The sequence below is a fragment of the Escherichia sp. MOD1-EC5433 genome, assembly GCF_002966005.1.
Lineage (GTDB): Bacteria > Pseudomonadota > Gammaproteobacteria > Enterobacterales > Enterobacteriaceae > Escherichia > Escherichia ruysiae.
This window is the reverse complement of sequence record NZ_PTRL01000004.1, coordinates 425984-440408: the sequence shown is the minus strand read 5'-3', so window position 1 is coordinate 440408 and position 14425 is coordinate 425984. Positions and strand designations below refer to the sequence as shown.

Annotated in this window: 19 protein-coding genes and 1 pseudogene; 18 read left to right on the top strand and 2 right to left on the bottom strand. The window is 51.9% G+C overall.

Annotated elements, in window-relative coordinates; translation table 11 throughout:
* Positions 1-166 precede the first annotated feature (166 nt).
* The 6 genes and pseudogenes from C3D30_RS11525 to C3D30_RS11500 all read left to right on the top strand — a co-directional run bounded on the left by C3D30_RS11525 (position 167) and on the right by C3D30_RS11500 (position 3226).
* Positions 167-899 (top strand): annotated as a pseudogene (locus C3D30_RS11525) (helix-turn-helix domain-containing protein).
* Positions 900-1087: 188 nt separating this feature from the next.
* Positions 1088-1303 carry a phage lysis protein EssD gene (gene essD, locus C3D30_RS11520; RefSeq protein ID WP_000839582.1) on the top strand — a complete coding sequence of 72 codons (216 nt, stop codon included), beginning with the start codon at positions 1088-1090 and terminating at the stop codon, positions 1301-1303.
* Positions 1303-1800, top strand: coding sequence for a lysozyme RrrD (rrrD, locus tag C3D30_RS11515; RefSeq protein ID WP_001135277.1), 498 nt, complete (start codon positions 1303-1305; stop codon positions 1798-1800). The genes essD and rrrD overlap by 1 nt, the downstream gene beginning before the upstream one ends.
* On the top strand, positions 1797-2255 hold the full coding sequence (locus C3D30_RS11510) for a lysis protein (RefSeq protein WP_001082731.1): 459 nt from the start codon (positions 1797-1799) through the stop codon (positions 2253-2255). The genes rrrD and C3D30_RS11510 overlap by 4 nt, the downstream gene beginning before the upstream one ends.
* A gap of 201 nt (positions 2256-2456) precedes the next feature.
* Positions 2457-2954: a KilA-N domain-containing protein gene (locus C3D30_RS11505; protein ID WP_000839225.1), complete on the top strand. Its 498-nt coding sequence runs from the start codon at positions 2457-2459 to the stop codon at positions 2952-2954.
* Positions 2951-3226, top strand: coding sequence for a hypothetical protein (locus C3D30_RS11500; RefSeq protein WP_001283922.1), 276 nt, complete (start codon positions 2951-2953; stop codon positions 3224-3226). The genes C3D30_RS11505 and C3D30_RS11500 overlap by 4 nt, the downstream gene beginning before the upstream one ends.
* Before the next feature lie 588 nt (positions 3227-3814).
* Here C3D30_RS11500 and C3D30_RS11485 read toward each other — a convergent pair.
* Complete coding sequence (locus C3D30_RS11485; protein ID WP_000079508.1) at positions 3815-4225, bottom strand: DUF1398 domain-containing protein; 411 nt, start codon at positions 4223-4225, stop codon at positions 3815-3817.
* A 57-nt stretch (positions 4226-4282) separates the two neighbouring features.
* Complete coding sequence (locus C3D30_RS11480) at positions 4283-4516, bottom strand: YlcI/YnfO family protein (protein ID WP_001331705.1); 234 nt, start codon at positions 4514-4516, stop codon at positions 4283-4285.
* 388 nt (positions 4517-4904) lie between these two features.
* On the opposite strand from C3D30_RS11480, the gene C3D30_RS11470 reads away from it, so the two are divergent.
* The 12 genes from C3D30_RS11470 to C3D30_RS11415 are packed head-to-tail and all read left to right on the top strand — an operon-like array spanning position 4905 to position 14418.
* The gene (locus tag C3D30_RS11470) at positions 4905-5450 is read left to right on the top strand and encodes a DNA-packaging protein (RefSeq protein WP_000453587.1); all 546 of its coding nucleotides are present in this window, start codon (positions 4905-4907) and stop codon (positions 5448-5450) included.
* Positions 5425-7350, top strand: a complete 1926-nt coding sequence (locus C3D30_RS11465; RefSeq protein ID WP_020240606.1) for a phage terminase large subunit family protein — start codon at positions 5425-5427, stop codon at positions 7348-7350. The genes C3D30_RS11470 and C3D30_RS11465 overlap by 26 nt, the downstream gene beginning before the upstream one ends.
* Complete coding sequence (locus tag C3D30_RS11460; protein ID WP_000193669.1) at positions 7347-7553, top strand: phage head-tail joining protein; 207 nt, start codon at positions 7347-7349, stop codon at positions 7551-7553. Before C3D30_RS11465 ends, C3D30_RS11460 begins: the two co-directional genes overlap by 4 nt.
* Entirely contained in the window at positions 7550-9151 is a 1602-nt protein-coding gene (locus tag C3D30_RS11455) for a phage portal protein (protein ID WP_001552789.1), read from the top strand. Before C3D30_RS11460 ends, C3D30_RS11455 begins: the two co-directional genes overlap by 4 nt.
* Positions 9132-10463: a S49 family peptidase gene (locus tag C3D30_RS11450; protein ID WP_001516225.1), complete on the top strand. Its 1332-nt coding sequence runs from the start codon at positions 9132-9134 to the stop codon at positions 10461-10463. Before C3D30_RS11455 ends, C3D30_RS11450 begins: the two co-directional genes overlap by 20 nt.
* A 9-nt stretch (positions 10464-10472) precedes the next feature.
* Complete coding sequence (locus C3D30_RS11445; protein ID WP_000146971.1) at positions 10473-10805, top strand: head decoration protein; 333 nt, start codon at positions 10473-10475, stop codon at positions 10803-10805.
* A gap of 55 nt (positions 10806-10860) precedes the next feature.
* Entirely contained in the window at positions 10861-11886 is a 1026-nt protein-coding gene (locus C3D30_RS11440) for a major capsid protein (protein ID WP_000118191.1), read from the top strand.
* A 41-nt stretch (positions 11887-11927) separates the two neighbouring features.
* Positions 11928-12323: a DNA-packaging protein FI gene (locus C3D30_RS11435; protein ID WP_000158882.1), complete on the top strand. Its 396-nt coding sequence runs from the start codon at positions 11928-11930 to the stop codon at positions 12321-12323.
* 11 nt (positions 12324-12334) lie between these two features.
* On the top strand, positions 12335-12688 hold the full coding sequence (locus C3D30_RS11430) for a head-tail joining protein (protein WP_000753007.1): 354 nt from the start codon (positions 12335-12337) through the stop codon (positions 12686-12688).
* A gap of 11 nt (positions 12689-12699) precedes the next feature.
* The gene (locus C3D30_RS11425; protein ID WP_000975075.1) at positions 12700-13278 is read left to right on the top strand and encodes a phage tail protein; all 579 of its coding nucleotides are present in this window, start codon (positions 12700-12702) and stop codon (positions 13276-13278) included.
* Positions 13275-13670, top strand: coding sequence for a phage minor tail U family protein (locus C3D30_RS11420; protein ID WP_000683145.1), 396 nt, complete (start codon positions 13275-13277; stop codon positions 13668-13670). Before C3D30_RS11425 ends, C3D30_RS11420 begins: the two co-directional genes overlap by 4 nt.
* Before the next feature lie 7 nt (positions 13671-13677).
* Positions 13678-14418: a phage tail protein gene (locus C3D30_RS11415; protein WP_024165097.1), complete on the top strand. Its 741-nt coding sequence runs from the start codon at positions 13678-13680 to the stop codon at positions 14416-14418.
* Positions 14419-14425: the final 7 nt, after the last annotated feature.

Genomic DNA, 14425 nt, shown 5'->3' with positions numbered 1-14425 from the left:
CAGCTATATATAATATAACAGATTGGTTTAATAATTTGTCTTTGTGAGTTAAATACATAATTTTATACTTGTGATGCAATGAGATTTTCCTTATTGTTGAACTGGCGAATATTGATTTTCCACCTATACTTACCTGGTGTAACCCCAATGATATCAGGTGGATAATATGCCATACATATGTTCTATCATTTTGGTGTTGAACTCGTTTGATGTCCGAATTGGTAAAGAAGATATTTTGTTTAAAAAAGGAAGTGCTGTTCTCATTGATTACAATTTAAAAGATTTTTTTTTCATCAAATATAGATCATGTAATGATCGTAGATGTTGAAGAGAAAACAGTTAATGATTTCTTTAAAAGCAACACACTCTCACCTTTTTCTGTAAGAAGGTTTTATCCGGCATACTTGATGGTGGAATGTGAAGATTTTTCATTGTTAAAGAACTTGATTGCATGCTTGAATTGTGATGGCAGAACTGTGGATTTTGTTAGAAATCAAATATCACTTGCATGTCTTGCTATCTTATCTTCAGAGAAAATAGTGCAAAGTTTTTTATTTGGATGTCTTAATAGTTTAGGAAGTAAAGTTAAGGCTATTATTCACACGGATATATCTGCAACATGGAGACTTTGTGATATATCTTCAAGACTGTATCTGAGTGAAAGTCTGTTAAAAAGAAAATTAAAGCACGAAGGCTTATCATTTAGTAAATTAATTCTTGAAGAGCGAATGGTGATGGCGGAAAGGTTATTAAGCTACAATTTATATTCTGTTGGAAAAGTTGCTGAGATATGCGGTTATGAAAACACGTCATATTTTGTAAGTGTTTTCAGAAGATATTTTGGTGTTCCTCCCCATCAATATTCATCAAGATTTTTTTTAGAAAAAGACATGATGTAACGTGATGCGTTTTAATGATTTTGTAATTTTCGTATTTGATAATTGTATGATGCTTTCAGCTACGCCAGAATAATCGCTGGCGTTTTTCTTTTTGAATAGATGTTCAAGCCTTACGCTAATGTAACTTCTATACCTTTCCTCTTCGTTCCGAACCGTGTACACCATCCGTTATTTGCGGAGGTGAGGCTATGAAATCCATGGATAAGTTAACAACGGGCATTGCCTACGGCACCTCCGCAGGCAGTGCTGGCTACTGGTTTTTACAGCTGCTCGATAAAGTCACGCCCTCACAGTGGGCAGCAATAGGTGTGCTGGGTAGCCTGGTATTTGGCCTGCTGACGTACCTGACAAACCTTTATTTCAAGATTAAAGAAGATAAGCGCAAGGCTGCGAGAGGTGAATAATGCCTCCATCATTACGAAAAGCCGTTGCTGCTGCTATTGGTGGCGGAGCAATTGCTATAGCATCAGTGTTAATCACTGGCCCAAGTGGTAACGATGGTCTGGAAGGTGTCAGCTACATACCATACAAAGATATTGTTGGTGTATGGACTGTATGTCACGGGCATACAGGAAAAGACATCATGCTCGGTAAAACGTATACCAAAGCAGAATGCAAAGCCCTCCTGAATAAAGACCTTGCCACGGTCGCCAGACAAATTAACCCGTACATAAAAGTTGATATACCGGAAACAATGCGCGGCGCTCTTTACTCGTTCGTTTACAACGTGGGCGCTGGCAATTTCAGAACATCGACGCTTCTTCGCAAAATAAACCAGGGCGATATCAAAGGCGCATGTGATCAGCTACGTCGCTGGACATATGCTGGCGGTAAGCAATGGAAAGGTCTCATGACTCGTCGTGAGATTGAGCGTGAAATCTGTTTGTGGGGTCAGCAATGAACAGAGTAACCGCGATTATCTCCGCTCTGGTTATCTGCATCATCGTCTGCCTGTCATTGGCTGTTAATCATTACCGTGATAACGCAATCGCCTACAAAGAGCAGCGCGATAACAAGGCCAGTGAACTGGAGAAGGCGAACGCCACCATCGCTGACATGCGGAAGCGTCAACGTGATGTAGCAGAACTCGACGCAAGATACACAAAGGAGCTTGCTGATGCTAACGCGACTATCGAAAGTCTCCGTGCTGATGTTTCTGCTGGGCGTAAGCGCCTGCAAGTCGCCGCCACCTGTGCAAAGTCAACGACCGGAGCCAGCGGCATGGGCGATGGAGAAAGCCCAGGACTTACAGCAGATGCTGAACTCAATTATTACCGTCTCCGAAGTGGAATCGACAAGATAACCGCGCAGGTTAACTACCTGCAGGAATACATCAGGACGCAATGCCTGAAATAATTTTTTTGCAAATCACAAAGTCCATTTAATGAGCCTCGCGATGCGGGGCTTTTTGCAATAAATGCGTACCGCAACGCATGTTTTTTACACCGAACCTGCCCCTTTGGAATGGGCCTTTGAGGATACCAGTTAGTGCTGGCGAGCCTCGGTGGGCTGGTTTCCTGTGCGGCAAAGGTTCATTTCAAAGAGTAGGTACACGCTATGAAATCATTAACCCTCTTCAATCAACCAATTCGTATCGGTGAAGATGGCATGATCTGCCTCACTGATATGTGGAAAGCCAGTGGTAAAAGTGAATCTGAATCGCCTTACCACTACCTGCGAAACAAGCAGACCAAAGAGTTCTTAGCCGAGCTGGAGAAAAACCACGAATCTGTGGTTTTTACTGAGCGCGGTGTACACGGTGGAACATATGGCGGGAAGTTTGTTGCTTACGATTATGCGGCTTGGTTAAACCCCGGGTTCAAGTACGCGGCCTATAAAGTCCTCGATGACTACTTCACCGGAGAACTTCAGCATCGCAACAGCTTAAGTGCGCAGCTCAACATGAAATGTCATGAGTTTGACCAGAAGAAAGACATGGCGAGCTTCTGCGGACAAGGGCTGGCAGCATGGCGCTATACGAAGCCAGTGTTGGTCGCTGAGATTAACTCCCTGGCTAACCAGCTGCAGATTACGATCCCCGGGCTTCCGGGATGAGTGATCGGGTTATTGAATGCGCCTCCAGAGCGGGGCGCGACTTCTCAGAGTTCATGAAAGGCGAGAAGGGCATGATGGAAGCATTGGCCTCGGTGGATGAGTTTGGCGAGCAGCTGCGCCTCAACGGCTGTGTCAATCATCACTTTGTTAGCTACATGATGCGGAACTCGATCATGCAGGCATTCATGGACATGGCAAAAGCCGAGAGGAAAGAAGAGCGCCGGCGTAAGCGAGCGGAAGCAAAAGCAAAAGCAAAAGCAAAAGTGAAGTAGCCATTACAAAGCCCATTTACGGGTGGGCTTGATAATGAAACCGGAATTTATTCTGGGCCACCAGTTAACGGCAGTACCACGAAACAACCCAAGCCAGTAAGTGGGGAAATAACACCGGCAGCCACTGAAAGATGAACCTCCTGCCTTATGGCAAAAAAGATTCTTTGTGGTGGCGGACTGATGGAAAGACATCCTAATTTCAGCCAAACATTGAAGGAGTTGTTATGTCAACAGAAGGTTTCAATAACCCATCAAAATTCCGGGATGAGTGGGATAGCAGCGTAAAGAGTAAGTGATGCCATCACAAAAGCCATTCCCTACAGAGTGGCTTTGATAATGGCTTATACCCTACACGGGATAACTTAACTGATATCCCTTTTAAAGGATAAAGGTATTCAAGCCTGACACATCATGCGCTGTATCGTCGCCGTATTCCCGTATTAACAGAGACCGTAGCCTGACGGGGAACTCCTTCTGCGCGAGTGTGCGGGAATAATCAAAAACGATGCACACCGGGGTTACCGGGTACACATATTTCATCATGCCAGCGAGTCCGGTTCTGGCACGGAAGAAACCGGACGTTATGATTTAGTGCGGAAATATTTGTGTAGTGTTCTGAATGTTCTCAGTAAAGAGTAATGAATTATCAAAGGTATAGTAATATCTTTTGTTTTCGTGGATATTTGTAATCCATCTGAAAACCCCTGCTGTAGCAAGATTTTTCCTGTATTCGTAAAATGATAACTCTCCTGATTTGAATCCTTTTAAGGTGGCTTCTATAAGGCATTTATTTTTTGAAAATCTTACATTTACAACCTTACCCTGTCCTTTTATTAAAACCGTATTATCGTTTTCAAGAACAAGATGAATATTCTCTGTGGCTAAATAGTAAATGTAATGTGAGACATTGTGACGTTTTAGTTCAGAATAAAACCAGTGATAGTTTAAATTATTTCGCACTTTATCGAATATTTGTTTAAAAATGGCAACCTGAGCCATTGTAGTACCTTCCATGTGATATGATGGGGCGTAGTCTGCACGATTATCTAAATTGCTTCAATCTGGTCTGACCTGTTTTCTGAGCAATTCAGTAATGTCACTCTTTTCTTTGTTTGCTTCAGGCGAAACTCTTTTTTCTGAGCACAGTCTCCGGCGGCAGGCTTCAATGACCCAGGCTGAGAAATTCCCGGACCCTTTTTGAACAAGAGCGATGTTAATTTGTTCAATCATTTGGTTAGGAAAGCGGATGTTGCGGGTTGTTGTTCTGCGGGTTCTGTTCTTCGTTGACATGAGGTTGCCCTGTATTCAGTGTCGCTGATTTGTATTGTCTGAAGTTGTTTTTACGTTAAGTTGATGCAGATCAATTAATACGATACCTGCGTCATAATTGATTATTTGACGTGGTTTGATGGCGTAGATGCACGTTGTGACATGTAGATGATAATTATTATCATTTTGCGGGTCCTTTCCGGCGATCCGACAGGTTACGGGGCGGCGACCTCGCGGGTTTTCGCTATTTATGAAAATTTTCCGGTTTAAGGCGTTTCCGTTCTTCTTCGTCGTAACTTAATGTTTTTATTTAAAATACCCCCTGAAAAGAAAGGAAACGACAGGTGCTGAAAACGAACTTTTGGGCCTCTGTCGTTTCCTTTCTCTGTTTTTGTCCGTGGAATGAACAATGGAAGTCAACAAAAAGCAGCTGGCTGACATTTTCGGTGCGAGCATCCGTACCATTCAGAACTGGCAGGAGCAGGGAATGCCCGTTCTGCGAGGTGGCGGGAAGGGTAATGAGGTGCTTTATGACTCTGCCGCCGTCATAAAATGGTATGCCGAAAGGGATGCTGAAATTGAGAACGAAAAGCTGCGCCGGGAGGTTGAAGAACTGCGGCAGGCCAGCGAGACAGATCTGCAGCCAGGGACTATTGAGTACGAACGCCATCGACTTACGCGTGCGCAGGCCGACGCACAGGAGCTGAAAAATGCCAGAGACTCCGCTGAAGTGGTGGAAACCGCATTCTGTACTTTCGTGCTGTCGCGGATCGCAGGTGAAATTGCCAGTATTCTCGACGGGATCCCCCTGTCGGTGCAGCGGCGTTTTCCGGAACTGGAAAACCGACATGTTGATTTCCTGAAACGGGATATCATCAAAGCCATGAACAAAGCAGCCGCGCTGGATGAACTGATACCGGGGTTGCTGAGTGAATATATCGAACAGTCAGGTTAACAGGCTGCGGCATTTTGTCCGCGCCGGGCTTCGCTCACTGTTCCGGCCGGAGCCACAGACCGCCGTTGAATGGGCGGATGCCAATTACTATCTCCCGAAAGAATCCGCATACCAGGAAGGGCGCTGGGAAACACTGCCCTTTCAGCGGGCCATCATGAATGCGATGGGCAGCGACTACATCCGTGAGGTGAATGTGGTGAAGTCTGCCCGTGTTGGTTATTCCAAAATGCTGCTGGGTGTTTATGCCTACTTCATAGAGCATAAGCAGCGCAACACCCTTATCTGGTTGCCGACGGATGGTGATGCCGAGAACTTTATGAAAACCCACGTTGAGCCGACCATCCGCGATATTCCGTCGCTGCTGGCGCTGGCCCCGTGGTATGGCAAAAAGCACCGGGATAACACGCTCACCATGAAGCGTTTCACCAATGGGCGTGGCTTCTGGTGCCTGGGCGGTAAAGCGGCAAAAAACTACCGTGAAAAGTCGGTGGATGTGGCGGGTTATGATGAACTTGCTGCTTTTGATGATGATATTGAACAGGAAGGCTCTCCGACGTTCCTGGGTGACAAGCGTATTGAAGGCTCGGTCTGGCCAAAGTCCATCCGTGGCTCCACGCCCAAAGTGAGAGGCACCTGCCAGATTGAGCGTGCAGCCAGTGAATCCCCGCATTTTATGCGTTTTCATGTTGCCTGCCCGCACTGCGGGGAGGAGCAGTACCTTAAATTTGGCGATAAAGAGACGCCGTTTGGCCTCAAATGGACGCCGGATGATCCCTCCAGCGTGTTTTATCTCTGCGAGCATAATGCCTGCGTCATCCGCCAGCAGGAGCTGGACTTTACTGATGCCCGTTATATCTGCGAAAAGACCGGGATCTGGACCCGTGATGGCATTCTCTGGTTTTCGTCATCCGGTGAAGAGATTGAGCCGCCGGACAGTGTGACCTTTCACATCTGGACGGCGTACAGCCCGTTCACCACCTGGGTGCAGATTGTCAAAGACTGGATGAAAACGAAAGGGGATACGGGAAAACGTAAAACCTTCGTGAACACCACGCTCGGTGAGAGGTGGGAAGCGAAAATCGGCGAACGTCCGGATGCTGAAGTGATGGCAGAGCGGAAAGAGCATTATTCAGCGCCCGTTCCTGACCGTGTGGCTTACCTGACTGCCGGTATCGATTCCCAGCTGGATCGCTACGAAATGCGCGTATGGGGATGGGGGCCGGGTGAGGAAAGCTGGCTGATTGACCGGCAGATTATTATGGGCCGCCACGACGATGAACAGACGCTGCTGCGTGTGGATGAGGCCATCAATAAAACCTATACACGCCGGAATGGTGCAGAAATGTCGATATCCCGTATCTGCTGGGATATTGGGGGCATTGACCCGACCATTGTGTATGAACGCTCGAAAAAGCATGGGCTGTTCCGGGTGATCCCCATTAAAGGGGCATCCGTCTACGGTAAGCCGGTGGCCAGCATGCCACGTAAGCGAAACAAAAACGGGGTTTACCTTACCGAAATCGGTACGGATACCGCGAAAGAGCAGATTTATAACCGCTTCACACTGACGCCGGAAGGGGATGAACCGCTTCCCGGTGCCGTTCACTTCCCGAATAACCCGGATATTTTTGATCTGACCGAAGCGCAGCAGCTGACTGCTGAAGAGCAGGTCGAAAAATGGGTGGATGGCAGGAAAAAAATACTGTGGGACAGCAAAAAGCGACGCAATGAGGCACTCGACTGCTTCGTTTATGCGCTGGCGGCGCTGCGCATCAGTATTTCCCGCTGGCAGCTGGATCTCAGCGCACTGCTGGCGAGCCTGCAGGAAGAGGATGGTGCTGCAACCAACAAGAAAACACTGGCAGATTACGCCCGTGCCTTATCCGGAGAGGATGAATGACGCAACAGGAAGAACTTGCCGCTGCCCGTGCGGCACTGCATGACCTGATGACAGGTAAACGGGTGGCAACAGTACAGAAAGACGGACGGCGAGTGGAGTTTACGGCCACTTCCGTGTCTGACCTGAAAAAATACATTGCGGAGCTGGAAGTGCAGACCGGCATGACACAGCGACGCAGGGGACCTGCAGGATTTTATGTATGAAAACGCCCACCATTCCCACCCTTCTGGGGCCGGACGGCATGACATCGCTGCGTGAATATGCCGGTTATCACGGCGGTGGCAGCGGATTTGGTGGGCAGTTGCGGGCGTGGAACCCACCGAGTGAAAGTGTGGATGCAGCCCTGCTGCCCAACTTTACCCGTGGCAATGCCCGCGCAGACGATCTGGTACGCAATAACGGCTATGCCGCCAACGCCATCCAGCTGCATCAGGATCATATCGTCGGGTCTTTTTTCCGGCTCAGTCATCGCCCAAGCTGGCGCTATCTGGGCATCGGGGAGGAAGAAGCCCGTGCCTTTTCCCGCGAGGTTGAAGCGGCATGGAAAGAGTTTGCCGAGGATGACTGCTGCTGCATTGACGTTGAGCGAAAACGCACGTTTACCATGATGATTCGGGAAGGTGTGGCCATGCACGCCTTTAACGGTGAACTGTTCGTTCAGGCCACCTGGGATACCAGTCCGTCGCGGCTTTTCCGGACACAGTTCCGGATGGTCAGCCCGAAGCGCATCAGCAACCCGAACAATACCGGCGACAGCCGGAACTGCCGTGCCGGTGTGCAGATTAATGACAGCGGTGCGGCGCTGGGATATTACGTCAGCGAGGACGGCTATCCTGGCTGGATGCCGCAGAAATGGACATGGATACCCCGTGAGTTACCCGGCGGGCGCGCCTCGTTCATTCACGTTTTTGAACCCGTGGAGGACGGGCAGACTCGCGGTGCAAATGTGTTTTACAGCGTGATGGAGCAGATGAAGATGCTCGACACGCTGCAGAACACGCAGCTGCAGAGCGCCATTGTGAAGGCGATGTATGCCGCCACCATTGAAAGTGAGCTGGATACGCAGTCAGCGATGGATTTTATTCTGGGCGCGAACAGTCAGGAGCAGCGGGAAAGGCTGACCGGCTGGATTGGTGAAATTGCCGCGTATTACGCCGCAGCACCGGTCCGGCTGGGAGGCGCAAAAGTGCCGCACCTGATGCCGGGTGACTCACTGAACCTGCAGACGGCTCAGGACACGGATAACGGCTACTCCGTGTTTGAGCAGTCACTGCTGCGGTATATCGCTGCCGGCCTGGGTGTCTCATATGAGCAGCTTTCCCGGAATTACGCCCAGATGAGCTACTCCACGGCACGGGCCAGCGCGAACGAGTCGTGGGCGCACTTTATGGGACGGCGAAAATTCGTCGCATCCCGTCAGGCGAGCCAGATGTTTCTGTGCTGGCTGGAAGAGGCCATCGTTCGCCGCGTGGTGACGTTACCTTCAAAAGCGCGCTTCAGTTTTCAGGAAGCCCGAAGTGCCTGGGGGAACTGTGACTGGATAGGCTCCGGTCGTATGGCCATCGATGGTCTGAAAGAAGTTCAGGAAGCGGTGATGCTGATAGAAGCCGGACTGAGCACCTACGAGAAAGAGTGCGCGAAACGCGGTGACGACTATCAGGAAATTTTTGCCCAGCAGGTCCGTGAAACGATGGAGCGCCGCGCGGCTGGTCTTAAACCGCCCGCCTGGGCGGCTGCAGCATTTGAATCCGGGCTGCGACAATCAACAGAGGAGGAGAAGAGTGACAGCAGAGCTGCGTAATCTCCCGCATATTGCCAGTATGGCCTTTAATGAGCCGCTGATGCTTGAACCCGCTTATGCGCGGGTTTTCTTTTGTGCGCTTGCAGGCCAGCTTGGGATCAGCCGCCTGACGGATGCGGTGTCCGGCGACAGCCTGACTGCCCAGGAGGCACTCGCGACGCTGGCATTATCCGGTGATGATGACGGACCACGACAGGCCCGCAGTTATCAGGTCATGAACGGCATCGCCGTGCTGCCGGTGTCCGGCACGCTGGTCAGCCGGACGCGGGCGCTGCAGCCGTATTCGGGGATGACCGGTTACAACGGCATTATCGCCCGTCTGCAACAGGCTGCCAGCGACCCGATGGTGGACGGCATTCTGCTCGATATGGACACGCCAGGCGGAATGGTGGCGGGAGCATTTGACTGCGCTGACATCATTGCCCGTGTGCGTGACATAAAACCGGTATGGGCGCTGGCCAACGATATGAACTGCAGTGCAGGTCAGCTGCTTGCCAGTGCCGCCTCCCGGCGTCTGGTCACGCAGACCGCCCGGACAGGCTCCATCGGCGTCATGATGGCTCACAGTAATTACGGTGCTGCGCTGGAGAAACAGGGTGTGGAAATCACGCTGATTTACAGCGGCAGCCATAAGGTGGATGGCAACCCCTACAGCCATCTTCCGGATGACGTCCGGGAGACACTGCAGTCCCGGATGGATGCAACCCGCCGGATGTTTGCGCAGAAGGTGTCGGCATATACCGGCCTGTCTGTGCAGGCTGTGCTGGATACAGAGGCTGCAGTGTACAGCGGTCAGGAGGCCATTGATGCCGGACTGGCTGATGAACTTGTCAACAGCACCGATGCGATCACCGTTATGCGTGATGCACTGGATGCACGTAAATCCCGTCTCTCAGGAGGGCGAATGACCAAAGAGACTCAATCAACAACTGTTTCAGCCACCGCTTCGCAGGCTGACGTTACTGACGTGGTGCCAGCTACGGAGGGCGAAAACGCCAGCGCGGCGCAGCCGGACGTGAACGCGCAGATCACCGCAGCGGTTGCGGCAGAAAACAGCCGCATTATGGGGATCCTCAACTGTGAGGAGGCTCACGGACGCGAAGAACAGGCGCGCGTTCTGGCAGAAACCCCCGGAATGACCGTGGAAACGGCCCGCCGCATTCTGGCCGCAGCACCACAGAGTGCACAGGCGCGCAGTGACACTGCGCTGGATCGTCTGATGCAGGGTGCACCGGCACCGCTGGCTGCAGGTAACCTGGCATCTGATACCAATAAAGAATTACTTAATACACCTGAAGCTTTACCGGTATAAGAGGCAGTTATGGCGTCAAAAGAAGAGTTTAACCATTACCAGCCGCTGGGTAACAGTGATCCGGCTCATACAGCAATTGCGCCTGGCGGATTGAGTGCGAAAACGCCTGCAATGACCCCGCTGATGCTGGATGGCACTACCCGTAAGCTGGTTGTGTGGGATGGCACCACCGACGGTGCAGCCGTTGGCATTCTGGCGGTTGCTGCTGACCAGACCAGCACCACACTGACGTTCTACAAGTCCGGCTCGTTCCGTTATGAGGATGTGCTCTGGCCGGAGGCTGCCAGCGACGAGACTAAAAAACGGACCGCGTTTGCCGGAACGGCAATCAGCATCGTTTAATCTTCCCCTTCATCAACAAAGGCCGCCTGTGCGGCTTTTTTTATGGAAATAATTTATGTCTGTATATACAACTGCAGAATTACTGGCATCGACCCAGCATCACTTTAAGTTCGATCCGCTGTTTCTGCGTCTCTTTTTCCGTGAAACCTATCCTTTCACCACGGAAAAAGTCTATCTCTCACAAATTCCGGGACTGGTAAACATGGCGCTGTACGTTTCGCCGATTGTTTCCGGTGAGGTTATCCGATCCCGTGGCGGCTCCACCTCTGAATTTACGCCGGGTTATGTCAAGCCGAAGCATGAGGTGAATCCGCAGATGACCCTGCGTCGCCTGCCGGATGAAGATCCGCAGAACCTGGCTGACCCGGCTTACCGTCGTCGCCGTATTATTCGGCAGAATATGCTGGATGAAAATCTGGCGATTGCCCAGGTCGAAGAGATGCAGGCAGTTTCTGCCGTGCTTAAGGGCAAATACACCATGACCGGTGAAGCCTTCGATCCGGTTGAGGTGGATATGGGCCGCAGTGCGGCGAATAACATCACGCAGTCCGGCGGCACGGAGTGGAGCAAGCGTGACAAGTCCACGTATGACCCGACCGACGATATCGAAGCCTACGCGCTGAACGCCAGCGGTGTGGTGAATATCATCGTGTTTGATCCGAAAGGCTGGGCGCTGTTCCGTTCCTTCAAGGCCGTCAAGGAGAAGCTGGATACCCGTCGCGGCTCTCATTCCGAGCTGGAGACAGCGGTAAAAGACCTGGGCAAAGCGGTGTCTTATAAGGGAATGTATGGCGATGTGGCCATCGTCGTGTATTCCGGACAGTACGTGGAAAACGGCGTCAAAAAGAACTTCCTGCCGGACAACACGATGGTGCTGGGGAACACTCAGGCACGCGGTCTGCGCACCTATGGTTGCATTCAGGATGCGGACGCACAGCGCGAAGGCATTAACGCCTCTGCCCGTTACCCGAAAAACTGGGTGACCACCGGCGACCCGGCGCGTGAGTTCACCATGATTCAGTCAGCACCGCTGATGCTGCTGGCTGACCCTGATGAGTTCGTGTCCGTACAACTGGCGTAATCATGGCCCTTCGGGGCCATTTTCTCTCTGTGGAGGAGTCCATGACGAAAGATGAACTGATTGCCCGTCTCCGCTCGCTGGGTGAACAACTGAACCGTGATATCAGCCTGACGGGGACGAAAGAAGAACTGGCGCTCCGTGTGGCAGAGCTGGAAGAAGAGCTTGATGACACGGGCGACACTGCCGGTCAGGATACCCCTCTCAGCCCGGAAAATGTGCTGACCGGACATGAAAATGAGGTTGTATCAGCGCAGCCGGATACCGTGACTGATACGGCTGATCTGGTCACGGTTGTGGCACTGGTGACGCTGCATACTGATGCACTTCACGCCACGCGGGATGAGGCTGTGGCATTTGTGCTGCCGGGAACGGCGTTTCGTGTCTCTGCCGGTGTGGCAGCCGAAATGACAGAGCGCGGCCTGGCCAGAATGCAATAACGGGAGGCGCTGTGGCTGATTTCGATAACCTGTTCGATGCTGCCATTGCCCGCGCCGATGAAACGATACGCGGGTACATGGGAACGTCAGCCACCATGACATCCGGTGAGCAGTCCGGCGCAGTAATACGTGGTGTTTTTGATGACCCTGAAAATATCAGCTATGCCGGACAGGGCGTGCGCGTTGAAGGCTCCAGCCCGTCCCTGTTTGTCCGGACTGATGAGGTGCGGCAGCTGCGGCGTGGAGACACGCTGACCATCGGTGAGGAAAATTTCTGGGTAGATCGGGTTTCGCCGGATGATGGCGGAAGTTGTCATCTCTGGCTTGGACGGGGCGTACCGCCTGCCGTTAACCGTCGCCGCTGAAAGGGGGATGTATGGCCATAAAAGGTCTTGAGCAGGCCGTTGAAAACCTCAGCCGTATCAGCAAAACGGCGGTGCCTGGTGCCGCCGCAATGGCCATTAACCGCGTTGCTTCATCCGCGATATCGCAGTCTGCGTCACAGGTTGCCCGTGAGACAAAGGTACGCCGGAAACTGGTAAAGGAAAGGGCCAGGCTGAAAAGGGCCACGGTCAAAAATCCGCAGGCCAGAATCAAAGTTAACCGGGGGGATTTGCCCGTAATCAGGCTGGGTAATGCGCGGGTTGTCCTGTCCCGCCGCAGGCGTCGTAAAAAGGGGCAGCGTTCATCCCTGAAAGGTGGCGGCAGCGTGCTTGTGGTGGGTAACCGTCGTATTCCCGGCGCGTTTATTCAGCAACTGAAAAATGGCCGGTGGCATGTTATGCAGCGTGTGGCCGGGAAAAACCGTTACCCCATTGATGTGGTGAAAATCCCGATGGCGGTGCCGCTGACCACGGCGTTTAAACAGAATATTGAACGGATACGGCGTGAACGTCTTCCGAAAGAGCTGGGCTATGCGCTGCAGCATCAACTGAGAATGGTAATAAAGCGATGAAACATACTGAACTCCGTGCAGCCGTACTGGATGCACTGGAGAAGCATGACACCGGGGCGACGCTTTTTGATGGTCGCCCCGCTGTTTTTGATGAGGAAGATTTTCCGGCAATTGCCGTTTATCTCACCGGCGCTGAATACACGGGCGAAGAGCTGGACAGCGATACCTGGCAGGCGGAGCTGCATATTGAAGTTTTCCTGCCTGCTCAGGTGCCGGATTCAGAGCTGGATTCGTGGATGGAGTCCCGGATTTATCCGGTGATGAGCGATATCCCGGCACTGTCAGATTTGATCACCAGTATGGTGGCCAGTGGCTATGACTACCGGCGCGACGATGATGCGGGCCTGTGGAGTTCAGCCGATCTGACTTATGTCATTACCTATGAAATGTGAGGACGATATGCCTGTACCAAATCCAGCAATACCGGTGAAAGGTGCCGGAACCACCCTGTGGGTTTATAACGGGAGCGGCGACCCTTATGCAAACCCGCTTTCAGACGTTGACTGGTCGCGTCTGGCTAAAGTTAAAGACCTGACGCCCGGCGAACTGACCGCTGAGTCCTATGACGACAGCTATCTCGATGATGAAGATGCAGACTGGACTGCGACCGGACAGGGGCAGAAATCTGCCGGAGATACCAGCTTCACGCTGGCGTGGATGCCCGGAGAGCAGGGGCAGCAGGCGCTGCTGGCGTGGTTTAATGAAGGCGATACCCGTGCCTATAAAATCCGCTTCCCGAACGGCACGGTCGATGTGTTCCGTGGCTGGGTCAGCAGTATCGGTAAGGCGGTGACGGCGAAGGAAGTGATCACCCGCACGGTGAAAGTCACCAATGTGGGACGTCCGTCGATGGCAGAAGATCGCAGCACGGTAACAGCGGCAACCGGCATGACCGTGACGCCTGCCAGCACCTCGGTGGTGAAAGGGCAGAGCACCACGCTGACCGTGGCATTCCAGCCGGAAGGCGCAACCGACAAGAGCTTCCGTGCGGTGTCTGCGGATAAAACAAAAGCCACCGTGTCGGTCAGTGGTATGACCATCACCGTGAAAGGTGTTGCTGCAGGCAAGGTCAACATTCTGGTCGTATCCGGTAATGGTGAACTTGCTGCGGTTGCAGAAATCAACGTCACCGCCAGTTAATCCGGAG